This window comes from Terrabacter sp. 05T424 (genome assembly GCF_056396225.1).
Window position 1 is genome coordinate 21367 of sequence record NZ_JBFTLB010000005.1, and the last position, 26130, is coordinate 47496.

General features: G+C 70.5%; 21 protein-coding genes. 12 read left to right on the forward strand and 9 right to left on the reverse strand.

What is annotated here, in order from left to right:
- Positions 1-14: 14 nt before the first annotated feature.
- The 5 genes from AC1DE0_RS12300 to AC1DE0_RS12320 all read right to left on the reverse strand — a co-directional run bounded on the left by AC1DE0_RS12300 (position 15) and on the right by AC1DE0_RS12320 (position 6215).
- Positions 15-311 (reverse strand): DUF1304 domain-containing protein, encoded by a 297-nt coding sequence (locus AC1DE0_RS12300; RefSeq protein ID WP_478100845.1) that lies wholly within the window; start codon positions 309-311, stop codon positions 15-17.
- Positions 312-408: 97 nt separating this feature from the next.
- Complete coding sequence (locus AC1DE0_RS12305; RefSeq protein ID WP_478100847.1) at positions 409-3402, reverse strand: AAA family ATPase; 2994 nt, start codon at positions 3400-3402, stop codon at positions 409-411.
- Between the two features lies 1 nt (position 3403).
- Positions 3404-4600, reverse strand: a complete 1197-nt coding sequence (locus AC1DE0_RS12310; RefSeq protein WP_478100849.1) for an exonuclease SbcCD subunit D — start codon at positions 4598-4600, stop codon at positions 3404-3406.
- 144 nt (positions 4601-4744) lie between these two features.
- A complete protein-coding gene (locus AC1DE0_RS12315) occupies positions 4745-5122 on the reverse strand; it encodes a phage holin family protein (RefSeq protein WP_478100851.1) in 378 nt (125 codons plus the stop codon).
- 4 nt (positions 5123-5126) lie between these two features.
- A complete protein-coding gene (locus AC1DE0_RS12320) occupies positions 5127-6215 on the reverse strand; it encodes a 6-phosphofructokinase (protein ID WP_478100853.1) in 1089 nt (362 codons plus the stop codon).
- Between the two features lie 148 nt (positions 6216-6363).
- Here AC1DE0_RS12320 and hisC point away from each other — a divergent pair, with 148 nt between their 5' ends.
- The 6 genes from hisC to AC1DE0_RS12350 all read left to right on the forward strand — a co-directional run bounded on the left by hisC (position 6364) and on the right by AC1DE0_RS12350 (position 11758).
- Complete coding sequence (gene hisC, locus AC1DE0_RS12325) at positions 6364-7452, forward strand: histidinol-phosphate transaminase (RefSeq protein ID WP_478100855.1); 1089 nt, start codon at positions 6364-6366, stop codon at positions 7450-7452.
- A gap of 51 nt (positions 7453-7503) precedes the next feature.
- Positions 7504-8232, forward strand: a complete 729-nt coding sequence (locus AC1DE0_RS12330; protein WP_478100857.1) for a hypothetical protein — start codon at positions 7504-7506, stop codon at positions 8230-8232.
- Positions 8229-9050, forward strand: coding sequence for a hypothetical protein (locus AC1DE0_RS12335; protein ID WP_478100859.1), 822 nt, complete (start codon positions 8229-8231; stop codon positions 9048-9050). Before AC1DE0_RS12330 ends, AC1DE0_RS12335 begins: the two co-directional genes overlap by 4 nt.
- The gene (locus AC1DE0_RS12340) at positions 9047-9727 is read left to right on the forward strand and encodes a hypothetical protein (protein WP_478100861.1); all 681 of its coding nucleotides are present in this window, start codon (positions 9047-9049) and stop codon (positions 9725-9727) included. Before AC1DE0_RS12335 ends, AC1DE0_RS12340 begins: the two co-directional genes overlap by 4 nt.
- 58 nt (positions 9728-9785) lie before the next feature.
- Positions 9786-10199, forward strand: coding sequence for a VOC family protein (locus tag AC1DE0_RS12345; RefSeq protein ID WP_478100863.1), 414 nt, complete (start codon positions 9786-9788; stop codon positions 10197-10199).
- A 161-nt stretch (positions 10200-10360) separates the two neighbouring features.
- On the forward strand, positions 10361-11758 hold the full coding sequence (locus tag AC1DE0_RS12350) for an AAA family ATPase (protein WP_478100865.1): 1398 nt from the start codon (positions 10361-10363) through the stop codon (positions 11756-11758).
- Positions 11759-11817: 59 nt separating this feature from the next.
- Here AC1DE0_RS12350 and AC1DE0_RS12355 read toward each other — a convergent pair whose 3' ends face one another.
- Complete coding sequence (locus AC1DE0_RS12355) at positions 11818-12327, reverse strand: SRPBCC family protein (RefSeq protein ID WP_478100867.1); 510 nt, start codon at positions 12325-12327, stop codon at positions 11818-11820.
- 96 nt (positions 12328-12423) lie between these two features.
- Here AC1DE0_RS12355 and AC1DE0_RS12360 point away from each other — a divergent pair, with 96 nt between their 5' ends.
- From AC1DE0_RS12360 to AC1DE0_RS12375, 4 genes are all read left to right on the forward strand, one after another.
- Positions 12424-12906 carry a winged helix-turn-helix transcriptional regulator gene (locus AC1DE0_RS12360; RefSeq protein ID WP_478100869.1) on the forward strand — a complete coding sequence of 161 codons (483 nt, stop codon included), beginning with the start codon at positions 12424-12426 and terminating at the stop codon, positions 12904-12906.
- Positions 12907-13143: 237 nt separating this feature from the next.
- A complete protein-coding gene (gene pdhA, locus AC1DE0_RS12365) occupies positions 13144-14298 on the forward strand; it encodes a pyruvate dehydrogenase (acetyl-transferring) E1 component subunit alpha (protein ID WP_478100871.1) in 1155 nt (384 codons plus the stop codon).
- The gene (locus AC1DE0_RS12370) at positions 14298-15284 is read left to right on the forward strand and encodes an alpha-ketoacid dehydrogenase subunit beta (RefSeq protein WP_478100873.1); all 987 of its coding nucleotides are present in this window, start codon (positions 14298-14300) and stop codon (positions 15282-15284) included. The genes pdhA and AC1DE0_RS12370 overlap by 1 nt, the downstream gene beginning before the upstream one ends.
- A gap of 15 nt (positions 15285-15299) precedes the next feature.
- A complete protein-coding gene (locus AC1DE0_RS12375; protein ID WP_478100875.1) occupies positions 15300-16742 on the forward strand; it encodes a dihydrolipoamide acetyltransferase family protein in 1443 nt (480 codons plus the stop codon).
- A 138-nt stretch (positions 16743-16880) separates the two neighbouring features.
- Here AC1DE0_RS12375 and AC1DE0_RS12380 read toward each other — a convergent pair whose 3' ends face one another.
- Together AC1DE0_RS12380 and AC1DE0_RS12385 are read right to left on the reverse strand one after the other, a co-directional pair.
- A complete protein-coding gene (locus AC1DE0_RS12380) occupies positions 16881-17702 on the reverse strand; it encodes an oxidoreductase (RefSeq protein ID WP_478100877.1) in 822 nt (273 codons plus the stop codon).
- A gap of 154 nt (positions 17703-17856) precedes the next feature.
- On the reverse strand, positions 17857-19980 hold the full coding sequence (locus tag AC1DE0_RS12385) for an MDR family MFS transporter (protein WP_478100879.1): 2124 nt from the start codon (positions 19978-19980) through the stop codon (positions 17857-17859).
- 73 nt (positions 19981-20053) lie between these two features.
- Between AC1DE0_RS12385 and AC1DE0_RS12390 the strand changes: the two genes are divergently transcribed.
- A complete protein-coding gene (locus AC1DE0_RS12390) occupies positions 20054-20662 on the forward strand; it encodes a TetR family transcriptional regulator (protein WP_478100881.1) in 609 nt (202 codons plus the stop codon).
- Between the two features lie 42 nt (positions 20663-20704).
- Here AC1DE0_RS12390 and AC1DE0_RS12395 read toward each other — a convergent pair whose 3' ends face one another.
- Positions 20705-21061, reverse strand: coding sequence for an AsnC family transcriptional regulator (locus AC1DE0_RS12395; RefSeq protein WP_478100883.1), 357 nt, complete (start codon positions 21059-21061; stop codon positions 20705-20707).
- Between the two features lie 303 nt (positions 21062-21364).
- Here AC1DE0_RS12395 and AC1DE0_RS12400 point away from each other — a divergent pair, with 303 nt between their 5' ends.
- Positions 21365-26071 (forward strand): multicopper oxidase domain-containing protein, encoded by a 4707-nt coding sequence (locus AC1DE0_RS12400; protein WP_478100885.1) that lies wholly within the window; start codon positions 21365-21367, stop codon positions 26069-26071.
- Positions 26072-26130 lie beyond the last annotated feature (59 nt).

Consider the following 26130-nt stretch of genomic DNA (forward strand, 5'->3'; position numbering starts at 1 on the left):
CGCTCCTCCGCCGCCTACTCCTCCCTGTCGAGTGGGCACTTTGCTGACGGCAAAGTGCCCATGAGGGTCTTGCCGACCTCGTGGTGTCCCGTCCACCAGAGCACGATGCCGAGCGCCGCGCCGAGGCCGAGGAAGAGGTTGTAGAAGCCCTGGTTGTACGCCATCGGCTTCGTCACGTCGGCCGCGGCCTGGTCGGCCACCCCGAAGCGACGCCAGATGTCGGGTCGGGTCCAGCCGACGCTCTCCATCCAGAAGATGTAGACGTGGAGGAGGGCGGCCAGACCGACGAACACGCTCGCGACGACGCTCATGCCCGGATCCTAGGGCGCGCCCATCGACTGCGCGCGAGAGCAGACCCGACGGAGTGTTCTCTCGATCGACGGGAGGCCGTTTGGCGCCGCTCGCTGGTCAGGCGGTGATGCGGAGGGTGCTGGTGCGGTCGGGCCTGACGAGCACCTCGATGCGGTCGGCGACGCGTGACTTCAGCTCGGTGACGTGGCTGACGATGCCGACGGTGCGCCCGCCCTCGCGCAGCCCCTCGAGCGTGTGCATGACGTCGTCGAGCACGTCGGGGTCGAGGGTGCCGAAACCCTCGTCGACGAAGAGCGTGCCGAGGTCGACGCCACCGGACTCGGCGCGCACGACCTCGGCCAGCGCCAGCGCCAGCGACAGGGACACGTAGAAGGTCTCACCGCCAGACAGTGTGCCGACGTCACGGACCTGGTTGGTGTGCATGTCATGGACGCGCACGCCGAGGCCCGACTTCGCGTTGCCCTTCTTCGCGTCGGTGTGCTCGAGCGTGTAGCGGCCACCGGAGAAGCGGCCGAGCTCGGTGTTGGCGGCGGACAGCACCTCGGTGAACCGGCGGATGAGGACGTACTTCGCGAGGTCGAGGTTGAGCTGGTTGTCGCCGTTGCCCGCGACGAGCTGGCCGACCCGCACGGCGTCGGCGGTCTCGGCGATCACGGCGGCGTTGCGTGACAGGGCGTCACGGATGTCGCCGGCGCGCCGCTTGGTGCGGGTCACCTGGTCGCGCAGGCTGCCGTGCTCGTGCGCTGCGGCTTCCATGTCTTTCTTGGCGGCGACCGCAAGAGCCTCGAGCTGGTCGATGTCGTCGAAGAGGGCGTCGAGCTGGACGTCGGCGAGCTCTGGGCCGGTGAGGCCCGCCCGCACCTGAGTGCAGGCGCGCTCGAAGTCGTCGATCTCCTTGGTGCGAGCGCTGATCCACTCTGCGCCGCGGTCGGCGGCCATCCACTCGGCGACGCCGGTGAAGCCGAACTGGGCGAGGTCGGAGTCTCGGGCAGCGGTGTCCTCGGCGACGGCTGCCGCGGCGACGTCGCGCTGGGTGATGGCGTCGACGAGGGCGTCGATGCGACCGGCGGCCGCGACGAGCTCGTCACGCCTGGCCGCGACGCTCGGGTGACCGTCGCGTGCCTGCGCGACGAGGGCGGTCTCTTCGGCGATGCGCGCGTCGAGGTCGGTGACGGACTGCTCGGTGCGGGCGAGCTCGGCGCCGAGCGCTGCGGCCTCGGCCGACAGGGCGTCGACGCGGCCACGCAGCTCGGCGAGGCGCGTCACCCCGGCCTCGACGTCGGACCGGGCGCGGACCGACTCGGCCAGCTCGCGGGCCGCCGCCTCTGCACGGCTGCGCGCTGTCGCCACGTCGACGCCCTCGGCGCGGGCGGCCAGCTCACGCACCTCGGAACGCAGGGCACCCAGGGCCTCGGCAGCGACCGTCGCACGCCGCCGCAGCTCGACGACACGCACCTCCTCGGTCTCGATCTGCTCAGGAGTGACGGCATCTATAGTCGGGTGTGCCGGCGACGGGTGCTCGGTCGACCCGCACACCGGGCACGGGTCGCCGGGGCTGAGTGACAGGCCGAGCTCGCCGGCGATGCCCTCGATGCGTGCCCGCCGCAGCCCGGCAAGGGTCGTCTCGGCAGAGGCCACCACAGACAGGGCCTCGGCGGCTGCGGCCTCGGAGCCCGGGACCCTGGCTGCCGCCGCGGTGTGGCCCAGCGCCGACTCGAGTCGCTCCTTCGCGCGCTGGCCCTCGGCCGTGCGTCCGTCGACGAGGGCGCCCAGCCGCCGGGCTTCGGTGAGGGCCGCCTCGTGCGTGCGGATGGTCACCGGCAGAGCCTCGAGCTCGGTGGTCACTGCGGCGACCGAGCGCCAGAGGCCGTCGCGCATCTCGGCCAGACGTTGCTGCTCACCCAGGCGCGCACCGAGCCTGGCTTCGACGGCGATCGCGCCCGTGAGCGACCCCACCGCCTCTCGAGCCTGCGACGCGGCCTCGCGCAGGGCGGCCGGGCCTCGGTCGCGCAGTGCCGCATCGACCTGCTCGCGGGCCTTCGCGAGCGCCGCGGCGGCCCGCTTGAGAGCTGCCTCGGACAGGGCGAGGGTGCGCACGGCCCCGGCGACGGGTCGGGCCTGCTGCGCTCGCGACACCTCCTCGCGCAGCTCGCTGAAGCGCACGGCCTGCTTGCCGAGGTCGTGCTCCTGCTGCTGCAGGACGAGCAGGCGCTCGCGGCGCTGCATGCGCAGCTTGGCGTCACTGACCATGTCGGCCATCTGCTTGTGGGTCTCGATGGCCTCGCGGCTGGTCTTGCCGGCGTGGCGCTCGCGGGTGGTCAGCTCGTCGACGACCTGAGCCAGCTCGGCGTCGATCGCGGTGGGCTCGGTGCGGCTCAACGCCTCGAGCAGGTCACGACGCTCGGTCTCGAGGCCGGCCGACACGGCGAGCGCGTGCACGGCGAGGCGGATCTCGTCGACGGCGGACTGTCGGCGAGCCTGGGCCGCGCGGCCGGCCTCGACGATCTCGTCCTGGACCCGGCGGAAGAAGGCCGTGCCGAAGACCTTCTCGAGGAGCTTGCCCTTGTCTTCGGACCGGGCACGCAGGAACGTCGCGAACTCGCCCTGCGGCAGGATGACCGTCTGCACGAACTGGTCGCGGGTGAGCCCGACGGCACGGGTGATCTCGTCGTCGCAGTCGCCGATGTTGGTCGAGAGCAGCTCGCCGCCGGTGAGGTCGTCGGGGGTCTGGAGCCGCCACAGCTTGATCGTCGGCTGCTGCACCGTCGAGCCGGTGCCGCGCGACTTCGGTCGCTCGAAGCGCGGCGTGCGCTGCACGCGGTAGAGGCCCGACTGGGTCTCGAAGACGAGCACGACCACCGGGACCGTGCGCGGGTCGGCGTGGTGCGAGTGGATGCGCTCGACGTCGGCGGAGGCCTGGGCGACCTTGCCGTAGAGCGCGAAGGTGATGGCGTCGATGATGGTCGACTTGCCCGACCCCGTGGGGCCCTCGAGCAGGAAGAGACCGGCGCGCCCGACGGTGGTGAAGTCGATGACCTCGGTGCCGGCATACGGCCCGATGGCCGTCATCGAGAGGTGGTGCAGCTGCACGTCAGGCCACCTCCTGAGCCTCGGCCTTGTGCTGGGCGACCACGGCGGCCTCGTAGCCGGCCTCGAAGACGTCGACCTCGCCGCCGCTCGCCTCGGTCTTGGTGACGTAGGCGATGAAGTCGGAGCCGAGCTCGCGGGGGTCGCGCTCGCTGACCACGGTGGTGCCCGAGCGCCCGCGGTCGATGGCGCCCTCGGGCTCGTGGAAGACCTGGAGCGCGTGCGGGAAGCGCGACTTGAGGCGGTCCATGAGCGAGTCGGGCCGCACCCGGTCGGTTACGGTCACGCGCACCCACGCGCTCTCGGCGTCGGCGAACGACGGCGACTCGAGCAACTCGTCGAGACGGCCACGCAGGGTGGTCATCGCCCGCGGCTGCGGGATCTCGACGGACGTGACCCGAGCCGGGCCGGTCGCGTCGAGATCGACGAGCAGCACCACCTTGTCCTGGTCCTGCTCGGAGAAGGAGTAGCGCAACGGCGACCCCGAGTAGCGCACCACGGACCCCTTGGCCGACTCGGGCGCCTGCGGCCCGTGCAGGTGGCCGAGCGCCGCGTAGTCGATGCCGGTGAACACGGTGCCGGCCACCCGGTCGACGCCGCCGACCATGATCGACCGCTCGGAGTCGCTCGGCTCGGCCCCGGCGACGAACGCGTGGGCCAGCACGACCGAGCGCACGCCCGGGCGGTCGGCGAGGTCGGCCCGGATGCGGTCGACGGCGGCCCCGACGACGGCCTGGTGCGATCGCGGCAACGGCTCGCCACCACCCGCCAGCGCAACTCGCGCATGGTCGGGGTCGAGGTAGGGGATCCCGTAGACCGCGGCGCGCACGCCGTCGCTGCCCTCGAGCAGCACCGGCAGGTCGAGCTGCCCGAGGTCGGTGACCATGCGGATGCGGTCACGGAAGAGCCCGGAGCCGTAGCCGAGGCGGATGGCCGAGTCGTGGTTGCCGGACGTGACGACGACGGCCGTGACCGCCGAGAGCCGCGACAGCGTCCACTCGAACAGCTGCACCGACTCGACGGGCGGGACGCCGCGGTCGTAGACGTCGCCGGCGACGAGCACCGCGTCGACGGGGATGCCGTCGGGGGGCGACTCGACGAGCTCGCAGATGCGCTCCAGGACAGCCGTCTGCGCCTCGTGGAGGTTCACGCCGTGGAGCGTGCGCCCGAGGTGCCAGTCGGAGGTGTGGAGCAACCGCATGCCACGACGGTAGGACCCCGCGCCGACACCCTCCGCACCGACACCCCGGCCGGCCGGCAGGTGGCCGAACCCGGGGCGTATGCCGTGAGCCCGCCTTCCGGTCGGAAGGCGGGCTCACGCGTACTGACTGGGGTGAGTCGTGACTCAGTCGGTCCTGATGAAGCTGAGGATCATCGACACGAAGGTGACGATGAGCGCCCCGAAGATGGCGTCCCAGAAGAAGTGGTCGATGTGGAACGCCAGGTTGAGCTTGCCCGCGAGCCACGACGTGAGCTCGAGCATCAGCGCGTTGACGATGAAGACGAAGAGCCCCAGCGTCAGGATGATGAACGGCAGCGAGAGCGCCTTCGCGACGGGCCGGATGAACGCGTTCACGACGCCGAAGATCAGGGCGACGAGGACGACCGTCCAGAAGATGTTGCCGGTGCGGCCCTCGCCGAAGGTGATGCCGGGGATGGCCCACGCGGCGATCCACAGGGCGACGGCGTTGATGACCGTCTGCAGCGCGAAGTTGATGAGCATCCGCTCAGTGTTCCACGGCGGCAGGCGAATCGGCAGGCAGACCAGGGTGCTCGTCACCGGGGATGCGCGGCTGGAACATCGAGTTGAGCCGGAGCAGGTCGGGCTCGACCATCTTGAGCGAGCCGATGGCGTCGGCGACGGCAACCCGCTCGATCTTGCCCTTCTGCAGGGCCACCATCTGGCCCCACGCGCCGTCGAGCGCGGCCTCGACCGCGGCGACGCCGAAGCGGGTGCCGAGCACCCGGTCGAACGCGACCGGCGAGCCACCGCGCTGGATGTGGCCGAGCGCCGTCATGCGGCTCTCGATGCCGGTGCGGCCCTGGATCTCGCGCGCGAGGATCGAGCCGATGCCGCCGAGGATCTGGTGGCCGTACTTGTCGACCTCGGGCGCAGGGATCTCGATCGTGCCCTCCTTGGGCAGGGCGCCCTCGGCGACGACCACGATGGTCGCGAAGCGGCCCTTCTTGTGGCGGTGGACGATCCGCTCGCACACCTCGTCGATGTCGAACGGCTCCTCTGGCACGAGCGTGATCGCCGCGCCGCCGGCGAGGCCCGACCAGATCGCGATGTGGCCGACGTGGCGGCCCATCACCTCGACGACGAGCACGCGGTGGTGGCTCTCGGCGGTGGTGTGCAGCCGGTCGATCGCGTCGGTGCAGATCTGCACGGCGGTCTGGAAGCCGAACGTCATCTCGGTCAGGGAGATGTCGTTGTCGATGGTCTTGGGCACGCCGATGACCGGGAAGCCGTTCTCGTGCAGGCGGTTGACGACGCCCATCGAGCCCTCGCCGCCGATGCCGATGATCGCGTCGAGGCCGTGCCGGTCGTACGCCTTGCGCACGCGCTTGAGGCCGTCCTCGTGGGCGAACGGCTGGTCGCGTGACGTGCCCAGGATCGTGCCGCCGAGCGGGAGGATGCCGCGGCAGCGGTCGACGTCGAGGATCTCGTAGTCGTTGTCCATGACACCGCGCCACGCGTTGCGGAAGCCGATGACGGTGCTGTCGTAGGTGACCTCGGCGGCGCGGGTCGCGCCGCGGATGACGGCGTTGAGGCCGGGACAGTCCCCGCCCCCGGTGAGGATGCCGATGCGCATTGAGTGGACTTTCGTCAGAGTGGGCAGCAAACAGGGTGTCGTGGCGGCGCTGACGCGACGATGTGAGCCTAGCCACACCGGGGCCGCAACGTCAGTCCTACGTCCATGGGCCGGTCGCCGCCGTGGACAGTGCCTCTACAGTTCGGGTATGAGCGACACGGCCGAGACCCCCGTCCGTCTGCGTCAGGTGCTGGCGCAGATGCCCGACTACAAGCCGGGCAAGCCGGCGGCGGCACCCGCGGGCGTGACGGCCTACAAGCTGTCGTCCAACGAGAACCCCTACGGTCCGCTGCCGTCGGTGCTCTCGGCCATCGACGACGCCGCGGCGACCGTCAACCGCTACCCCGACATGGCCGTCACGGCCCTGACGCAGCGGCTCGCGAAGGCGCTCGACGTGCCCGCCGAGTGCATCGCGACCGGCACCGGCTCGGTCGCCGTCCTGGCCCAGATCGTCAACGCGGCCTGCGACGCGGGCGACGAGGTCGTCTTCGCGTGGCGTTCCTTCGAGGCCTACCCCATCGTCGCCCAGCTCGCCGGCGCCAAGCCCGTCATGGTCGGCCTCGACGAGCAGGCGCGGCACCGCCTCGACGCGATGTTCGCAGCGATCACCGACCGCACCCGGGTCGTGCTCGTCTGCACCCCCAACAACCCGACCGGCCCGTGCGTGCACCAGACCGAGCTCGAAGCCTTCCTCGACAAGGTGCCGAGCGACGTCATCGTCGTGGTCGACGAGGCGTACGTCGAGTTCGTCCGCGACCCCGAGGCCGTGCGCGGTCTCGACGTCTGGCGCCACCACCCCAACGTCGTCGTGCTGCGCACCTTCTCCAAGGCGTACGGCCTCGCGGGCCTTCGCATCGGGTATGCCGTCGCCCACCCTCCCGTCGCCGCTGCCCTTCGCAAGACGGCGACGCCCTTCGGCGTGAACTCCATCGCGCAGGCAGCCGCGATCGCCTCGCTCGACGCCTTCGACGAGCTCACCGAGCGGGTCGAGACGCTCGTCGCCGAGCGCGACCGGGTGGTCCGGGCGCTGAGCGACCAGGGCTGGAAGCTGCCGCAGTCCGACGCGAACTTCGTGTGGTTCCCTCTCGGCGCCGACTCGACCTCGTTCTCGCAGGCGTGCGAGGAGGCCGGCCTCATGGTGCGCCAGTACGGCGACGACGGTGTGCGGGTCACGATCGGCGAGCCGGAGGCGAACTCCCGGCTCGTCGAGGTCGCGGGACGTTTCGGGGCGCGCTGATCAAGGCGACAATGGGGTGAGCCGCGACGGGCGCGGCACCGAGAGGAAGCGATGGCGCTCCTGCGCGAGCGGGTCCCGGCCGGTGTGGCCGCTCTCGTCGGCGTGGCGCTCGCGGCCCCCTCCGTCGTCGCCCCCACGTGGCGGCTGACGACGCTCGACAGCGAGCGCGGTCTCGTGCTCTTCGACCAGCAGGACTGGGGTTGGGGCCGGTCGCAGGTGCTCGGCCCCGGCGGAGCCGTCGTGCAGGACCTCCAGAACCCGTTCGGGCTGGTGCTGCTCGTCGGTCTGCTGGCGCTCACCGCCGCGGGGGCGGTCGCCTGGGTCCTGACCAGGGCGCCCTGGGCTGCCGCTGTCGCGCCCGTGGCGTCGGCCGCGCTGCTGGGCCGGCTCGCCACGACCGTCTCGGAGCGTCACGGTCGTGCGGTTCGCGACGACGTGCACGGGCTCGCGGCCACGGGCAGCTCGACCGTCGCTGGTGCGCTCGAGTCGGTGGCAGCCCTCGCGCTCGTCGCCGCGGTCGTGCTGATGGTGCTCTCGCTCGCCGGATGGCGTATGCCGTCCGCCTGGGTCGCGCGGCTGCGCCGGCTCCGCGACGGGCGACCGGAGGAGGGTGCCGCGACCGACGAAGCAATGGGGACCGGCCCGAGCGCGGCGGCTGACGGGGCTGGGGCGGTCGGCACGGCAGGGGGAGCTCGTCCCACGATCACCAGCCGCCCGGCCGGCGAGCACCTCTCGGGACCGGCCGTCGGGCTGGGCGACCCCGATCGGGAGCGGCGATGACGGGGCCGGCCCTCGTGCGGGGCCGCCTCGTCGGGACGTTGCTCGTCCTCGGCGGTGTCGTCTGCGCCGCGCCGGCGGCGTTCTGGCCGACCGACACGCTCACCCTCACCCCGACGCCTGGCCAGGTGGCGCAGGGCATCCAGGCGCAGCGCATCGCCTTCTGGTCGTGGGGGCGGGTCGCCGATGGCAGTCCCGGTGCCACCGACCCGACCCTCGACTTCGGCAACCCGTGGGGTCTGACGCTGCTCGGCGTGGCCCTGCTCGCGGGCGTCGTCGCAGCCGCGAGCCACGCGTTCCGCCGTGGCTCCGCGGGCCTGCTGCTGGGAGTCGCCGGCACGTCGTGGCTCGCGGCGAGCCTGGCCGCCGGCATCGGACAGACGGCAGGGCGCATGGAGGCCTACTTCTTCGGCCTCAGCGAAGGCCTCAGCGCCGCCAGGACTCTCGCCGGTGTGCTCCAGCTCGCCGGCACGGCCCTGCTGCTCGCCGCCCTCGGGTGGATGGTGCGAGGGCCCGTGGCCTCCCTTGCGACGGCCGCGTGGTCCCGGGGCTCGGCGCTCGCCGAGGCGTCGCGACGTCGCTCATCGGCGGCCGGTCCCGGCGGCGAAGGGGAGACGGCCCCGCCCCGGGTCGGCATCGCGACGATCCGCGACGTCGGGCCGGGGGCGCACGCCGGTTGGGGCGGGCGGGCCATGGGCTCGACGCCCGGCACCGGCGGCCGGGCTGACGGACGGTCCACCGTCGGCTTCTCCGACGACGACAACCGAGACCGCACGAGCGCGCCGGCCCCCGACCCGGAGCGGTTCCGGCCACCGCGATGACCGGCCTGCGCGCCCCTGGTGCGGCACCGGACGACCCGGTCGGCCGTACGCGTGTGGTGGCCGTCGCCGGGGCGGTGGCGGGGCTCGCCGGGGCGCTACTTGCGGCCTCCACGACGATCTGGCCGACACTCGTCCTGTCGGTCCGGATGCCCGAGGTCGGTGACTTCACGCGCGGCTCGGAGCGCAGCTTCTGGGCATGGGGCCGCGACGTCATCAGCTACACGTCCAACGGCCTCGTGCTCGACGACGACCTCGGGCCGCACCCGGTGCCGCGCCTGGTGCTGCTCGTGCTGGTCCTGGTCCTCGCGGTGGCTGGGTTCGCCGTCGTGCTCGCCCGGCCCGGTCGACGCGGTGAGCTGTTCGCCGTCACGTGCACGGCGCTCGCCTCGGGAGCTGTGGCGTCGTCGGCCGTCTGGCGGTGGTCCTTCGACGACCGGACGGCACTGCTCCAGCCCGGAGTTCGCACCGTGACGACCGCCGCGGGCTGGTTCGAGACGGTCGCCGTGGCTCTGCTCGTCGTCGCCCTCGTGCTGCTCCTCGGGCCGACGCTCTTCCCGCGTGCCAGCGGAGCCGTCGTCGCCCGGGTCGTCGACTCCTGGAGGCACCTGCGCGAGGTCGAGGAGCCGACGCGCTCGCAGGTCGGGTTCAGCGACGACCTCGACCCCGAGCGGCGCTGACCGGACGCGTAGGCGGCTCGGGCCCCGGAGTGTGGGTGCTGCGCCGTACCGTCTGGTCATGGACATGAAGCTCGAGCTGGTGGCCGTGCCCGTGACCGATGTCGACCGGGCCAAGGAGTTCTACGTCGAAAGGGTCGGCTTCAACGCCGACCACGACTACACCGTGAGTGACGAGATCCGTTTCGTGCAGCTGACGCCGCCCGGGTCGGCCTGCTCCATCGCGATCGGCAAGGGCCTGACCGAGATCGTCCCCGGCGGCCTGGACAACCTGCAGATGGTCGTCGCCGACGCAGACACCGCGCGCGCCGACCTCGTCGGCCGTGGTGTCGAGGCCTCCGAGGTCGACCAGCAGCCGTGGGGGCGCTTCGTCTACTTCTCCGACCCCGACGGCAACAAGTGGTCGCTCCAGGAGCTGCCCGCCTGGTCGGCCGGGGCCGGCGGCGACGGCGTCGACCCGCAGGCCAGCGCCTGAACGTGGTGACGGTGCTCCGGCGGGCAGCAGCGGTGCTGGCCGGGCGGGCCGGGACTGAACCCCCTCAGGGACTCGGATCTTGCTCCGCTCAGGGGAGCAAGATGCCAGCGGACAGGCAGGGGAGCGGTCCGGATGTCGGCCCGGCGGCATACCTTCGGGGCATGCTCACAGCTGTCGCCGTCTCGGGCTACCGGTCGCTGCGCGACGTCGTCGTGCCGCTGCACGGGCTCGATGTCGTCACCGGCGCCAACGGCAGCGGCAAGTCGAGCCTCTACCGTTCCCTGCGCCTGCTCGCGGGCTGCGGGCGCGGCGACGTCATCGGCACGCTCGCGCGCGAAGGCGGGCTCCAGTCGGCGCTGTGGGCCGGCCCGGCGACTCTCGGCGGGGCACGCGACCGGGGCCACGCCGTCCAGGGCACGCGGCGCAAGGGGCCGATCAGCCTCCAGCTCGGTTTCGCCTCCGACGACTTCGGCTACCTCGTCGACCTCGGCCTGCCGCAGCAGGCCTCGGGCGCGGATGCCGGGTCGGCGTCCGCCTTTCTGCGCGACCCCGAGATCAAGCGCGAGGTCGTGTGGTCCGGCCCCGTCATGCGGCCGGGTGCGGTGCTCGTGCGCCGACGGTGGGGAGTCGTCGAGACCCGTGCCGCCGCCGGCGGGGACGACGCGTGGGGTTCCGACTGGGGCGGAGACGACGGCGACGAGTCCGAGTGGGAGTCCGACCCGGTCGAGGCGCCGGGCTCGCGCACCGGGTCCCGCGCTGCCTACCGCGATCCCGCACCCGCGGAGGGGGCGGTCGCGCGGGCTGCCAGCAGCAGCCGGCGGGCCCGCCCGGGCTGGACCGAGCTGAGCCGATCGCTGCGACCGTGGGAGAGCATGCTCACGGAGCTCGCCGACCCCGAGCGGGCGCCGGAGCTGCTGCGCGTCCGTCGCCTGATGAGGGGCTGGCGCTTCTACGACGGCTTCCGCGCGGACTCCGGCGCCCCGTCGCGAACGCCACAGGTCGGCACCCGCACGCCCGTCCTCGCCGACGACGGACGTGACCTCGCGGCGGCTCTCCAGACCATCCGCGAGCAGGGTGGCCGCGAGCTCGACCGGGCTGTCGCCGACGCCTTCGACGGGGCGATCCTCGACGTCACGATCGAGGGTGGGCGCTTCGACGTGGCCCTGCACCAGCCCGGCATGCTCCGGCCGCTCTCGGGTGCCGAGCTGTCCGACGGCACGCTGCGCTACCTCCTGCTCGTCGCCGCCTTGCTCACGCCCGACCCGCCACCCCTCATGGTCCTGAACGAGCCCGAGACGTCGCTGCATCCCGAGCTGCTCGCGCCGCTCGCGCGCCTCATTCGTTCGGCGGCCGAGCGCAGCCAGGTCATGGTCGTCTCGCACTCCCGGGCGCTCATCGCCGAGCTGGCGGTGGTCGACCCCGACGACGAGGACGAACTCCCCGTCGGCCTCGGGTCACCTGCGCGCGGCATCACCCTGGCCAAGGACCTCGGCGAGACCTTCGTGCAGGGTCAGGGCCTGCTCACGACGCCGGCATGGTCGTGGGGCTCGCGCCGTTGACTGTGCCGTTGCCCCTGCCCTGCGCCGGCCAACGGCGGCCAACGGCGGCATCGAGGCGGTCAGGATGCTGACGGCACCTGCGCCGTGCCGGCGAGAGCCGCGTCCAGCGACTCCTGGTTGCTGAACTCACCGGGCCGCCCCGCCCCTGACCGGACCAGGTCACGCAGACTGCCCACGACGTACTGCCCCCAGGCCGTCTGGCACACGTCGTGGCACTCCGCCTCGTTCGTCAGACCGACGTGGGTGAAGCCGAGCCGGGTGCGACCCTGCGGACCGTCCGGCTGGGTGATCTCGAAGCGGATCGTGGTGCCGGTCCACTCCTCCTTGTCGTCGGTGAAGCTGAGGTGGCTGTCGACGACGAGCCACTCGACCCGCTCGCCCGGCACGAGGACGGTGGTGCGCTGCTTGGAGAAGTGGATGTCCGGAGTCACGTAGACCCACTCCGCCCCGACGGTCCGGGTGTCGCCCACGACGTTGTCGGACCACCAGTGACGGACGTCGTTGACCGCGTCGAACACCTGCTGCGGGGTCTGCTCGACGGTGAAGCTGTGGGTCAGGTCGGTGCTCATGTCGTGCCTTCCGTGGTTGCTGCGGTGACTTGCATGATGCAAGCAACGATAGGTGGCGGACTTTCATGATGCAAGTGTTTCTTCTATGCTCTCCCCATGCTCGGCAGGACGTACGACAGCCAGGTCTGCTCCATCGCCCGCGCCCTCGAGGTCGTCGGCGAGCGCTGGAGCCTGTTGATCCTGCGCGACGCCGTCTTCGCGGGAGTCACCCGCTTCGGCGACTTCCAGCACAACCTCGGCATTGCGACCAACGTGCTCCAGGCACGCCTCGACGCGTTCGTCGACGGGGGTCTCATGGAGCGGCGGGAGGTGGCGGCCCACGGGAGGCTGAGCGAGTACGTCGTCACCGAGATGGGCCGCGACCTCGTCCCGACCCTCGTCGCGCTGACCGAGTGGGGGGACCGGTGGGCCGCCCCGGGCGAGCCGCCGATCCTCTATCGGCACGACGGCTGCGACGAGTCCGTCCACGCCCACGTCGTGTGCGACGCCCACGGCCCTGTGAACCCCCGCGACGTCGCCGTCACGCTCGGACCCGGGATGCCGCCGGCCTACGTCGCCGACCGCCGACCCCGCCGCTGACGCCACTGCGCTCGGGATCCCACCCGCCGGCATACGTGCTCGGCCACAGTCCACGGCGACCACCGAACCGTCCCGCATTGTGAGATTCGCAGGCCTCTCCGGTAAGTTCCGGGTCGAGGACCAAGCACGTGTCCGTCGTCACGAACGGCGGTCCTGCGCCCCCCAGAAGCCGACAGCGGGTGACCCCCGTATGCGGGCCGAACGAGTAGGCCGGTCTCACCGGCGAAGGAGCCCCACGTGAGCGACAAGGTTGTCGCGGAGCTGCAGGAGCCGACCCCCGCGGTCGGCGACGGCGGCCCGGACATGATCCAGTTGCTGACCCCCGAAGGTCAGCGCGTGTCCCATCCCGACTACGACAAGTACGTCGCGGACCTGACACCCGAGGACCTGCGGAGCTTCTACCGCGACCTCGTCCTGATCCGTCGTCTCGACGCCGAGGGCTACGCCCTCCAGCGTCAGGGCGAGCTCGGCCTGTGGCCCAGCCTGCTCGGCCAGGAGGCCGCCCAGGTCGGCTCCGGCCGCGCGCTGAGGCCGCACGACTTCGTCTTCCCGACCTACCGCGAGCACGGCGTCGGCTTCGTGCGCGGCATGGACCCGCAGAGCTCGCTGCAGCTCTTCCGCGGCGTCAGCCAGGGCGGCTGGGACCCGCAGGAGAACAACTTCCACCTCTACACGATCGTCATCGGCGCCCAGGCGCTGCACGCGACCGGCTACGCCATGGGCGTGCGGATGGACGGCAACGTCGGCACCGGCGACCCCGACCGCGACACCGCCGTCATCTGCTACTTCGGCGACGGCGCCTCCTCGCAGGGCGACGTCAACGAGGCGTTCGTCTACGCGGCGAGCTTCGATGCCCCGGTGGTCTTCTTCTGCCAGAACAACCAGTGGGCGATCTCCGAGCCCGTCGAGAAGCAGACCCGCATCCCGCTGTTCCAGCGTGCCCGCGGCTTCGGCTTCCCCGGCGTGCGCGTCGACGGCAACGACATCCTCGCCACGTATGCCGTGACGCAGCACTGTCTCGACGAGGCGCGCAACGGCAACGGCCCGCTACTCATCGAGGCCTACACCTACCGCATGGGTGCCCACACGACGGCCGACGACCCGACGAAGTACCGCGTCTCGGCCGAGGTCGAGGAGTGGAAGTTCCGCGACCCGATCCTGCGCCTCAAGACGCTCCTCGCCCACGAGGGAATGGCCGACGAGGCCTTCTTCACGCGGGTCGACGAGGAGGCCGACCAGTTCGCCGCCGAGCTGCGCGAGGGCTGCGTCACGATGGAGACGATGCCCGGCGCGACGATGTGGGACCACGTCTACGCCGAGGACCACCCCGTCATGGAGGCGGAGCGTGCCGCCTACGTCGCCTACAAGGCCAGCTTCGAGGAGGCGAACTGATGGCACTCGAGAAGGTCACTCTCGGCAAGAGCATCACCAACGGCCTGCGCAAGGCCATGGAGGCCGACCCCAAGGTCGTGCTCATCGGTGAGGACATCGGCAAGCTCGGCGGCGTCTTCCGCATCACCGAGGGCCTCCAGAAGGACTTCGGTGAGGAGCGCGTCATCGACTCGCCGCTCGCCGAGTCCGGCATCGTCGGCACCGCCGTCGGCATGGCGCTGCGCGGCTACCGCCCCGTCTGCGAGATCCAGTTCGACGGCTTCGTCTACCCGGCCTTCGACCAGATCGTCAGCCAGGTCGCCAAGATGCACGCGCGCGCCCTAGGCGCCGTCAAGATCCCGATGGTCATCCGCATCCCGTTCGGCGGCGGCATCGGCAGCCCGGAGCACCACTCCGAGAGCCCCGAGGCCTACTTCGCCCACACCGCGGGCCTGCGCGTCGTCGCGTGCAGCAACCCCGAGGACGCCCACTGGATGATCCAGCAGGCCGTGGCCTGTGACGACCCGGTGATCTTCTTCGAGCCGAAGCGCCGCTACCACGACCGCGCCGAGTACGACACGGCCGCGCCGTCGTCGCCGCGAGGCCTCTTCGAGGCCAACGTGCTCCGCGAGGGCACCGACGTGACGCTCGTCGGCTACGGGCCAGTCGTCAAGACGATGCTCGAGTCGGCCGCCGCCGCAGAGGCGGAGGGCACGAGCATCGAGGTCATCGACCTGCGCTCGCTCTCGCCATTGCCCATCGAGACGGTCGTCGCGTCGGTCCGCAAGACCGGCCGGCTCGTCGTCGTGCACGAGGCGAGCAGCTTCCTCGGCATGGCGTCGGAGATCTCGGCGCAGGTCACCGAGCAGTGCTTCTACGAGCTCGAGGCGCCCGTCATCCGCGTCAACGGCGCGAACATCCCCTACCCGCCGAGCCGGATGGAGGAGGAGTTCCTCCCCGACCTCGACCGCATCCTCGACGGCGTCGACCGCGCGCTCGCGTACTGAGAAGGGCTGCCACACATGGCAATCAAGACGTTCAACCTGCCCGACCCCGGTGAAGGACTCGTCGAGGCCGAGATCGTCGAGTGGAAGGTCTCGCCCGGCGACTCCGTCAAGGTCAACGACATGGTGCTCGAGATCGAGACGGCCAAGTCGCTCGTCGAGCTGCCCATCCCGTGGGCCGGCACCGTCAAGGAGCTGCTCGTCGAGGTCGGCCAGACCATCGACGTCGGCACGCCGATCATCTCGATCGACGACGGCAAGGGCGGCGACGAGGCTCCCGCGGCCGGACCCTCGACCCCCGGGGAGAAGGTTGCTCCGGAAGGTGCCTCCGAGGCCATCCTCGTCGGCTACGGCGCCAAGGCCGGTGCGACGGCCCGTCGGGCCCGCAAGGGCGTGGCCGCGGCTCCCGTGGCTGCAGCCCGCACGGAGACCGAGCAGATCGCCGCCGCCGCGCCGATCGCCGAACCCGCTGCTCCTGCCGCTCGTGTCGAGTCGCCGGCTCCCGCCGTCCACCCGGGCGCTGCTGCTGGTGGTCGTCCGAAGGCGAAGCCGCCCGTGCGCAAGCTCGCCAAGGACCTCGGCATCGACCTCGCGTCGGTCACCCCGACCGGTGTCGACGGGATCATCACCCGCGACGACGTGACGAACCACCAGAGTGGCGCGTCCGTGAACGACGCTGCAGCGCAGGCGGACTCGACCACGAGCCCTGCCGTGGCGGCATACCGTATGCCGTTCGGTGCAGGTGAGCGCGAGGAGCGCATCCCGATCAAGGGCGTGCGCAAGATGACGGCGCAGGCGATGGTCGGATCGGCGTTCACCGCGCCGCACGTCACCGAGTGGATCACCATCGACGTCACCAAGACGATGGAGCTCGTCGACCGCCTCAAGGGCAGCCGTGAGTTCAAGGACGTCAAGGTCACGCCGTTGCTCGTGCTCGCCAAGGCGCTCGTCCTCGCGGTGAAGCGCAACCCGGGCATGAACGCGACGTGGGACGACGCCGCCCAGGAGATCGTCCAGAAGAACTACGTCAACCTCGGCATTGCCGCGGCCACGCCGCGTGGCCTGATCGTCCCCAACATCAAGGACGCCCACGGCATGTCGATGCTCGAGCTGGCGCAGGCCATCGGCTCGCTCACGGCCACGGCTCGCGAGGGTCGCACCCAGCCGGCCGAGATGTCGGGCGGCACGATGACGATCACCAACGTCGGCGTCTTCGGCGTCGACAGCGGCACCCCGATCATCAACCCGGGTGAGTCGGCCATCGTCTGCTTCGGCGCGATCCGCAAGCAGCCGTGGGTCGTCACCGACGCCGACGGCAACGACGAGATCGCGATCCGTCACGTCACGCAGCTCGCGGTCAGCTTCGACCACCGGCTCATCGACGGCGAGCTCGGCTCGAGGTTCCTCAGCGATCTCGCGGCGATCCTGGCCGACCCGGCCCAGGCCCTCGTCTGGGGCTGAGCCCCCACCCCCTCCTCCGTCGAAAGGCCAGAGTTCGCGGCCTGGTCACAGTCGAAAGGCCAGTTCTCGTCACGAGAACTGGCCTTTCGACGTGTCGGAGGCGACGAACTTTGGCCTCTCGACGGTGAAGGGGGCGGGTCAGGCGCCGGCGACGCGGCGCATGACCACGTCCATGAGGCGGTCGGGGAGCAGGCGCCGCGCCGTGAGGATGGTCCGAGCCCCGCGCCCGGCCGGGTAGCGGGCGGACGGGTTTGCGGCCTCGAGGGCGACGAGCACCTTCTCCGCCACGGCGTCGGGGCTCGAGATCCGCGCCGGGTCGTAGGTGCGGGCGTACATCGCGGCCATCCGGGTCGCGGCCTTCTCGTAGACGGTGCCGCGCGACCGGGCGAGCATGCTCTCGCGGGCGATCGCGTCCCACTCAGAGACGATCGGGCCCGGCTCGACGAGCACGACGTCGATGCCGAAGGGCGCGAGCTCGAGCCGCAGGCTGTCGCTCCAGCCCTCGACCGCGAACTTCGTCGCGTGGTACCAGGCGCCGAACGGCTCGTAGATCTTGCCGCCGATGCTCGACATGTTGATGACGGTCCCTGACTGCTGGCGCCGCATCGGCGGGATGACGAGCTGCGTGAGCCGGGCCAGCCCGAAGACGTTGACCTCGAACTGCCGTCGCGCCTCGTCGAGGGGCACGGTCTCGACGGGGCCGTAGGAACCGTAGCCCGCGTTGTTGACCAGGGCGTCGATGCGGCCCTGCTCGTCGAGGACGCGGCGCACGCCGGCGACCATCGAGTCGTCGTCGGTGACGTCCATCGCGAAGGTCATGACCCCGCGCGCGTCGAGCGTCGCCATGCGCTCGGCGCGGCGGGCGACGGCATAGACCGTCCAACCGGCCTCGACGAGGTGGACGGCGATGGACTCGCCGATGCCGGCGGACGCTCCGGTGACGAGGGCAACCTTGCTCATCCCGACACCGTATGCGGCCCTCCCGGTCCAACCCGTCGAGAGGCCATTTCGTGCGGCTCGGTGACAGTCGAAAGGCCAGTCCTCGTCACGAGAACTGGCCTCTCGACCTGCGCGAAGCCACAAACATCGGCCTCTCGACGGTTGGAGCGGGGTGTCAGTGGGTGGCGGCGGCTTGCTGCTCGGCGACGCGCGCGTTCTGCCGGTCGACGAGGTAGGCAGCGCCGAGGTCGTCACCGACCGACGAGAGCAGTCGGATGTCGACGGCCTCGTGCCGCTCGGCGACGGTCGGCTCGACGGTCGTCATGACCGTGCGGGCGTCGCGCTCTGCCACGGCCGTCACGAGCTCCCGCTTCAGCGCGTCGTCGAGCACCCCACCCAGCGCCTTGGTCCGGGCCGCGACCTCGACGGCGAAACGCTCGGTGTCGGCGGCGAGCGCCGGGTCCTCGGTGGTCAGCATCCGCGCCGTGCGGTGCAGCAGCGCCGCACCGGCGTCGAGGTCGCCGTCACCGAGCCGGGACACGGCCCGCGTCAGCAGCGGCCGGTCACCCCGCAGGGCGGAGTCGGCGAGCAGGCCCAGCCGCAGTCCGAGCAGTCGCTCGTGGGTGCGGGTGTTGCCGGCCTCGCGGCCGAGGGGGACCTTCAGCTCGTCGTCGGGCGCCGACTGCGACAGGGTGTCGAGGATCTCGATGCCGGCCTCGTCGGGCGTGTGCACGGTGTCACGCAGCGGCACCTCCTTGATGAACAAGGCGGCGAGCAGCGCGAGGGCGAAGGGCACCAGGCCCCAGACGAACACCGTGTGGAGCGAGTCGGCGAGACCCTGCTGGACGCCGGTGGCGACCTGCGGAGGCAGCTTGGCGAGGGCCGACGGGTCGAGCACCGAGCCGGCGCTGACCTGCTGGCCCGAGGCCTGCATCTGCTTGACGACCGAGGAGGGCAGGTGCGAGGCGATGTTGCCGGCGAGGCCGCTGGTCATGATCGTGCCGAACACGGCGGTGCCGACGGTCGAGCCGACGTTGCGGAAGAACTGCGTCGACGCCGTGGCGACGCCGAGGTCCTTGCGCTGCGCGGAGTTCTGGATGATCAGGGTGAAGACCTGCAGCGCCATGCCGAGGCCGACGCCGAAGACGACCATCGAGAGGGTCAGCTCGGTCTGGCTCGAGCCGTAGTGCAGCTGGGTGAGCAGCCAGAAGCCGACGCCCATGATGAGGATGCCCGCGATCGTCTGCAGCTTGTAGCGGCCGGTCTTGGTGATGACGAGGCCCGAGACGATCGAGAGGCCGATCATCGCGACCGACATCGGCATGAGGATGAGGCCGGAGTTCGTCGCCGAGGCGCCGAGCACGCCCTGCGCGTAGACCGGGAGGTAGATCATCGCGCCGAACATCATGACCGAGACCATGAAGGCCGCGATGTTGGAGAGCGTGAAGAGCGGGCTCTTGAAGAGGCGCAGCGGCAGCACCGGCTCGGCGGCCTTGCGCTCGATGGCGATGAAGACGCCGAGCATGACGATGCCTGCGGCATACATGGCGATGATGGCGGGGGAGCCCCACGCGAGCGTCGTGCCGCCCAGGGAGGTGGGCACGAGCAGCAGGATGAGGGTCATCGAGAGCGCGGCGATGCCGGCCTTGTCGACCACGGTCTCACGCGGCGTGTGCTCGAGGTGCAGGAAGCGGCTGATGCCGAAGAAGGCGAAGACGCCGACCGGCAGCGTGATGAAGAAGAGGTAGCGCCAGCCCCAGTTGTCGGTGACGAAGCCGCCGACGAGCGGGCCGAGGATCGAGGCGAGGCCGAAGACGCCGCCCATCAGGCCCTGGTACTTGCCGCGCTGACGCGGCGGGATGATGTCGCCGATGATGGTCTGCGACAACGGCATCAGGGTGCCCATGCCGGCGCCCTGGATGGCGCGGGCGGCGATGAGCCACCAGAAGTTCTGCGCGAAGCCGGAGAGGATCGAGCCGGCCATGAAGACGACGAGACCGCCGAGGTAGAAGCCGCGCCGGCCGTAGAGGTCGCTCATCTTGCCGACGATCGGCACGGTGATCGCGCTGACGAGCATCGCGGCCGTGGCGAGCCACGAGTAGTGGTCGATGCCGCCGAGCTCGGCGACGATGCGCGGCATCGCAGGGCCGACGATCGTCTGGCTGATCGACGCGACGAGCATGCCGAGCATGAGCGCGATGAAGATGTTGCGGGTCGAGCGGTCGAGTCCGGCGGGCTTGGTGTCGCCGGTCGTAGCGGTCGCGGAGTTCGTGGCTACCCCCTGGGTCGTCTGTGGCATGACGACTACGGTACGCCGATTGTGCAGTGACTGCAAAATTGCAGTCCATGCACTGTCGTGACACCATGAGGGCATGAGCACGACCACGCTGACCGACGACGGCTGCGGCCTGCGCGAGCGCAAGAAGCGTGAGACCCGCCGCGCGATCAACCTCGCCGCACTCGACCTCGTCGAGGAGAAGGGCTTCGCGTCCGTCACGACCGACGAGATCGCCGCCCGGGCCGGTGTCAGCGCCCGCACCTTCTTCAACTACTTCCCCTCGAAGGAGGCTGCCGTCATCGGCACCACTCCCGAGGAGCTCGAGGCGTATGCCGCCTCGCTCGAGCACGCGACCGAGGGGGAGTCGCCGCTCGCGTCCCTCCGACGGATCATCGCCGAGATGCTCGCGCCCGGCACGATCGACAAGCAGCTGCGCGCCAAGCGCCGTCGCATCCTGCTCGGCGAGCCCTCGCTCGCCCCGGCGCTCGTCGGCAACAACATCCGCATCGAGAACGCCCTCACCGCGGCCCTCGAGCGCCGCCTCGGCGTGGCGCCGGGCGCTTCGCTGGAGCCCCGCCTGACAGTGACCGTCGCGCTCGCGGCGGTGCGCGCGTGCATCGAGCACCAGCAGCAGGGTGGGTCCGGGCGGCTCGAGCGCAACATCGACCAGGCGTTCGACAGCATCGCCGCCGGGATGCGCTGAGCGGCCGAGCGCCCTCGCGCCGCCGCCTGCAGCAGCGGCCGGTCAGAGCGCGTCGCGCTCGAGGTCGTCGACCTCGCCGGCAGGCCGACCCCACTGCCCGGTGAGCTGCCGCAGGCGCGGTCGCCTGCGCGCCATGTCGAGGAACTCGCCGACCCGCAGGCCCGCCTCCAGGGGGTGCCGGAACCGGACGTCTCGACGCACGGCGTAGCGGTTGCGCCGCCCCTCCTTGTGACGCGTGATCACGTGGGCGCCCTCGAGGTCGGCGATGATCTGCTGGACCGCGCGCTCGGTGATCCCGATGCTCGCCGCCATGTCCTTGAGCCGCATGTCCGGGTCGTCAGCCAGACAGACGAGCACGTGTCCGTGGTTGGAGAGGAAGGCCCATCCTTTCCTTCTCATAACTCGAGGCTAGAGCGCTCGCGGGCGCGATCGGACCAAAGGCGAAGAGTGCTTCGTCACATGCCCCATCGCGTATGCCGTCTTTGCCTTCTCTCGTCCGGGACGAGTGTCGTGTATGTCCGTTTATGCAGGTCAGAGGCATTGAATGCATGCTGGAAGTGCATTTCGTAAATTCCTTAACGCGCAAAAGATGTCTGCATTTCGATTCCCATGATTCGGCAATCCTGGGGCTTTCTTGGGTGCTTAGTTTCTAGGAAGAGCACTCAATTTGGGGGGTGCTCCATCGAAAGCAGGTGGGGGTAGATGTCACGCAGCAGTTCCACACGATGGTTCACGGCCGCGGTGGCCGGCGTCGCCATGACGCTGGCGCTCGGCGTGCAGGCCGGGATGGCCCCGCAGAGCGCGTCGGCGTCACCGCCGGCGTCGGTCACGGACGCCACCAAGGTGCCGCACTACTTCGGCCCCTGGCCCAACTGGGCGAACAGCCCGCTCACACTGCCGACCGCCACGGTCAGCATCACCGACGCCGGTGGAGGGGCCGGCGCCACCGCCGTCGCACAGGTCGATCCGGGGACGGGTGGCATCGGGAAGATCGACGTCACGGCTCCAGGGCACGACTACACCTCACCCTCGGTGACCATCACGTCGCCGACGGGGACTGGCGCACAGGCGACCGCGGTCATACGCAGCAGCGCCGCCGTCGTGTCGGCGACGCTCGGGGCCGCCGGGGGCGGTTACTCGACCCTGGCCGCCGCCGTCACCGGTGACGGGACCGGCGCCTCGGTCGTCGCCTCGGGCAGCGTGGACGCCGTCACCCTGACGCAGGGGGGCTCGGGCTACACGATGCCGACCGTCATGTTCGACCTGCCCGACGACCCGAACGGCACGCGTGCCACGGGCCACGTCGATCCGGCCGACCTCGTCGGCGGGGTGGTCCAGAAGGTGAGCGTCGACGAGGCGGGGACCGGCTACTCGAAGGCACCGGGCGTCACCATCCTCAACGGGACCCTCTCCGACCCGATCGCGGGCGCCACCCCGGCCGCCGCGACCGCGACCCTCAAGCTCACCGGTCTGTCCGTGGGTGCCCCCGGGAGCGGCTACACGTCGGCGACGCTCACCATCAGCGACCCCAACGGCACCGGAAGCGGCGCCAACGGAACGCTGACCACCGATGTCGGCTCCATCGGGTCGATCAGCGTCACAGCCCCCGGCACCGGCTACCTGACGGCCGGCATGAAGAAGTTCCAGGACGAGCTGCCCGTCGCCTGCAACCCCGGCACGAGTGGCGCCGGCTGCCCTGCGGTGCAACAGCAGCTCGGCACGGACGTCGGGATGGGCGCTGCCAACAAGTTCATCCCGCTCGCGGTCCCGGAGGCCAAGACCTACAACGGCAAGGCCGCCGACGAGTACGTGATCGGCCTCGTGCAGTACCGCACGAAGTTCTCGCGCGACCTGCCGGCGACCCTCGTCCGCGGCTACGTCCAGCTCTCGACGACGGCGGTCCCCGGCCAGCACGTCACTCTCTTCAACGAGCTCCAGGACGGGACGACCCAGCCGATCACCGGCTACACGGGCGTCACCGCGCCGCAGTGGCTCGGCCCGATCATCTCGGCCACCAAGGACCGGCCGGTGCGGATCGTCTTCCGCAACCTGCTGCCGAAGGGCGCGGACGGTGACCTGTTCCTGCCCACCGACAGCACGATGATGGGCTCGGGCATGGGCCCGATGACCATGGCCGCCCCGACCGACACAGGCTCCGTGACGGACCAGGTGCGCAATCCCGACTGCACGCAGGAGCCCAAGCCCTCCGGGTGCTTCAAGGACAACCGCGCCACCCTGCACCTGCACGGCGGCACCACCCCGTGGATCAGCGACGGCACGCCGCACCAGTGGATCACCCCGGCCGGCGAGAACACGTCCTGGCCCGAGGGCGTCAGCGTGCAGAACGTCCCGGACATGCTGTCCGACCCGGCAGTCCCGACCTCGCCGGCGGTGTGCGCCGCCAAGGACGACGGCTGCTCGACGTTCTACTACACCAACCAGCAGAGCGCGCGACTGATGTTCTACCACGACCACTCGTGGGGCATCACGCGTCTCAACGTGTATGCCGGTGAGGCAGCGGGATACACCATCACCGACAACACCGAGAAGGCTCTCGTCAACGGCGGACTCATCCCGCCGGCTGCCGAGACCCTGCCGCTCATCGTGCAGGACCGCACCTTCGTTCCCGACGACGCCCAGCTCAAGGACACCGTCGATGCGAACGGCAAGGTGACGGCATACGGCCAGGACCCGACCTGGGACGCGAAGAGGTGGGGCACCAAGGGCAGCTTCTGGTACCACCACGTCTACATGCCCGCCCAGAACCCGGGTGACCCCGGTGGCATGAGCGCCTACGGTCGTTGGATGTACGGCCCGTGGTTCTGGCCGCCGGCGACGGGCACGACGTACGGGCCGATCGCGAACCCGTACTACGACCCGAGCTGCAACCTCGACGACCCGTCGACGTGGCAGTACCAGACCGACCCGTTCTGCGAGCCGGAGCAGATCCCCGGGACGCCCAACGTCTCGGCCGGCATGGAGCAGTTCAACGACACCCCGATCGTCAACGGTGTCGCCTACCCGACCGTGACCCTGCAGCCGAAGTCCTACCGCATGCGGATGCTCAACGCCGCGAACGACCGGTTCTTCAACTTCCAGTGGTACACGGCCGACCCTGACCCGGCCAACGGCAACGGGCAGACCGAGGTCAAGCTGAAGGCCTCGGAACTGGCTGCGGCACAGACGGACCCGACCGTCTCACCCACTCCTCAGGGTGCGAACAACGACGCCTACGGGCCCGACTGGGTGCAGATCGCGAGCGAGGGCGGCTTCCTGCCCGCGCCGGCGGTCATCGACGGCCAGCAGCCGACGACGTGGATCACCGACCCGACCCGCTTCGACTTCGGCAACGTCGACAAGCACTCGCTCCTGCTGGCACCGGCCGAGCGGGCCGACGTCATCGTCGACTTCTCGAAGTTTGCGGGGAAGACGCTGATCCTCTACAACGACGCTCCCGCGGCCTTCCCGGCGCGCGTGCCGTCGTACGACTACTACACCGGCGCGCCCGACCTGAGCCCTGCCGGTGCCCCGAAGATCCTGCCTGGCTACGGGCCGAACTCCCGGACCATCATGCAGGTGAAGGTCGCGGCGACGCCGCCGGCTCAGCCGTTCAACATGACGGGCCTCGTGAACGCGTTCAAGCACCAGGCGAACGGCTCGGGTGTCTTCGAGTCCGGCCAGCACCCGGTCATCGTCGGCCAAGCGGCCTACAACTCGGCCTACGGGACGAGCTTCGCGGCGAGCAGCAACTGCAACGTCAAGACCGCCAACGTCACCAAGTGTGACGGTCTCGTGCGAGTGAACGACACCGGCACCTTCGGCTTCAACACCCTCGCGGCACCCACCGCGAAGATGACGATGCCGTTGGAGCCCAAGGCGATCCATGACGAGATGAACTCGACGACCTTCGACGAGTACGGACGCATGCAGGCAAACCTCGGCGTCGAGGCACAACCCCCGACACCGGGCGCGCAGAACGTGACGCTCTACCCGTACATCAACCCGGCCACCGAGCTCATCGACGGCACGAACCTGCCTGCGGCGGACGTGAAGGTCACCCCGATCACGGACGCGAAGGACGGGACGCAGATCTGGCGCTTCACCCACAACGGCGTGGACACTCACCCGATCCACTTCCACCTCTACGACGTGCAGGTGCTGGGCAGGGTCACGTGGGACAACATCGTCATCCCACCTGACGCGAACGAGCTCGGGTGGAAGGACACCGTGCGGATGAGCCCGCTCGAGGACACCATCGTCGCGCTGCGGCCGGTGATCCCGCAGGTGCCCTTCGAGGTGCCCAACGCAGTTCGGCCGCTCAACCCGATGATGCCGCTGGGTGACCAGAGCGGGTTCAACAACATCGACCCGCAGGGCAACCCGACCGGCGCCATCGTCAACTCCCTCGTCAACATGGGCTGGGAGTACGTCATCCACTGCCACATCCTCAGCCACGAGGAGATGGACATGATGCGTCCGGAGTCGGTGGCCCTGCCGCCGAGGAAGCCAGATGGCCTGGTGTCCTCGTTCGTCAACATCCTCGGTAAGAACGGCAAGGTCATCGGCCAGAACGTCAAGCTGACCTGGAACGACAACTCGATCAACGAGACGTCGTTCGTGGTGCAGCGCTCGACGAACAGCACCACGTGGATCGATCGCAAGACGATCGAGTCACCGCTCGACCAGCCCAACGTGCACGGCACCCGCACCTACACGGATGACGCATCCGATGGGACGACGCCCTACCTCTACCGGGTCGTGGCTCTGAACACGGTCGGGTACGGAAACGGGTTCCCGAGTCTCACGGCGCAGTCGATCTCGGACACTCTCGGGGTCAACGCGCCGGCGGCGCCGACGACGCTGACGGCGACGGTGGCGGCCGGCCCGCAGGTGAATCTCTCGTGGCGGGACAACGCGACGAACGAGGCCGGGTTCGTCATCGAGCGGTCGGACAACGGGGCACCGTTCGCCCAGATCGCAACGCCGGCCGCACGAGTGGGCACGGGCACCGTGACCGCGGCCGACGGCAACGTCCTCGTCGGGCACACGTATCAGTACCAGGTCGCGGCGGTTAACGTCGCCGGGCGCTCGGCCTTGAGCAACATGGCCACCGCAGCCGTCCTGCTCCCCGGTCAGCCGCTGATCGGCACGGCGACCGCGGCCCGCTCGGGCAACAACGAGCGGATCACGGTCACTTGGGCGGACGTGACCAACGAGACGAGCTACGTCGTCCAGTGGAGCGCGTCCAGCACCTTCGCCACGGTCGCCGGGCAGTCCACGGTCGCGGCCAACGCGACCACCTTCACCACGGGCAACATCGCGAGGCAGGCCTGGTTCGTCCGGGTCCGCGCGGTGAACGTGGTCGGCACCGTCGACTCGGCCGGGAGGAGCGTGCCGGTGGCTCCGTGACGCTGATCCCCCTACGGGGGTTGCCGGTACTGAAGGTGGGGACTCGCGCCGTGCGGGCC

Excerpts from the sequence above, each read along its gene's own strand:
- AC1DE0_RS12315 (WP_478100851.1), bottom strand. The coding sequence starts at position 5,122 with ATGCTCATCAACTTCGCGCTGCAGACGGTCATCAACGCCGTCGCCCTG.
- AC1DE0_RS12330 (WP_478100857.1), top strand. The coding sequence starts at position 7,504 with ATGGCGCTCCTGCGCGAGCGGGTCCCGGCCGGTGTGGCCGCTCTCGTC.
- AC1DE0_RS12380 (WP_478100877.1), bottom strand. The coding sequence starts at position 17,702 with ATGAGCAAGGTTGCCCTCGTCACCGGAGCGTCCGCCGGCATCGGCGAG.
- AC1DE0_RS12345 (WP_478100863.1), top strand. The coding sequence starts at position 9,786 with ATGGACATGAAGCTCGAGCTGGTGGCCGTGCCCGTGACCGATGTCGAC.
- AC1DE0_RS12350 (WP_478100865.1), top strand. The coding sequence starts at position 10,361 with ATGCTCACAGCTGTCGCCGTCTCGGGCTACCGGTCGCTGCGCGACGTC.
- AC1DE0_RS12320 (WP_478100853.1), bottom strand. The coding sequence starts at position 6,215 with ATGCGCATCGGCATCCTCACCGGGGGCGGGGACTGTCCCGGCCTCAAC.
- hisC (WP_478100855.1), top strand. The coding sequence starts at position 6,364 with ATGAGCGACACGGCCGAGACCCCCGTCCGTCTGCGTCAGGTGCTGGCG.
- AC1DE0_RS12370 (WP_478100873.1), top strand. The coding sequence starts at position 14,298 with ATGGCACTCGAGAAGGTCACTCTCGGCAAGAGCATCACCAACGGCCTG.
- AC1DE0_RS12355 (WP_478100867.1), bottom strand. The coding sequence starts at position 12,327 with ATGAGCACCGACCTGACCCACAGCTTCACCGTCGAGCAGACCCCGCAG.
- AC1DE0_RS12335 (WP_478100859.1), top strand. The coding sequence starts at position 8,229 with ATGACGGGGCCGGCCCTCGTGCGGGGCCGCCTCGTCGGGACGTTGCTC.
- AC1DE0_RS12390 (WP_478100881.1), top strand. The coding sequence starts at position 20,054 with ATGAGCACGACCACGCTGACCGACGACGGCTGCGGCCTGCGCGAGCGC.
- AC1DE0_RS12310 (WP_478100849.1), bottom strand. The coding sequence starts at position 4,600 with ATGCGGTTGCTCCACACCTCCGACTGGCACCTCGGGCGCACGCTCCAC.
- AC1DE0_RS12300 (WP_478100845.1), bottom strand. The coding sequence starts at position 311 with ATGAGCGTCGTCGCGAGCGTGTTCGTCGGTCTGGCCGCCCTCCTCCAC.
- AC1DE0_RS12395 (WP_478100883.1), bottom strand. The coding sequence starts at position 21,061 with ATGAGAAGGAAAGGATGGGCCTTCCTCTCCAACCACGGACACGTGCTC.
- AC1DE0_RS12400 (WP_478100885.1), top strand. The coding sequence starts at position 21,365 with ATGTCACGCAGCAGTTCCACACGATGGTTCACGGCCGCGGTGGCCGGC.
- AC1DE0_RS12385 (WP_478100879.1), bottom strand. The coding sequence starts at position 19,980 with ATGCCACAGACGACCCAGGGGGTAGCCACGAACTCCGCGACCGCTACG.
- AC1DE0_RS12340 (WP_478100861.1), top strand. The coding sequence starts at position 9,047 with ATGACCGGCCTGCGCGCCCCTGGTGCGGCACCGGACGACCCGGTCGGC.
- AC1DE0_RS12375 (WP_478100875.1), top strand. The coding sequence starts at position 15,300 with ATGGCAATCAAGACGTTCAACCTGCCCGACCCCGGTGAAGGACTCGTC.
- AC1DE0_RS12360 (WP_478100869.1), top strand. The coding sequence starts at position 12,424 with ATGCTCGGCAGGACGTACGACAGCCAGGTCTGCTCCATCGCCCGCGCC.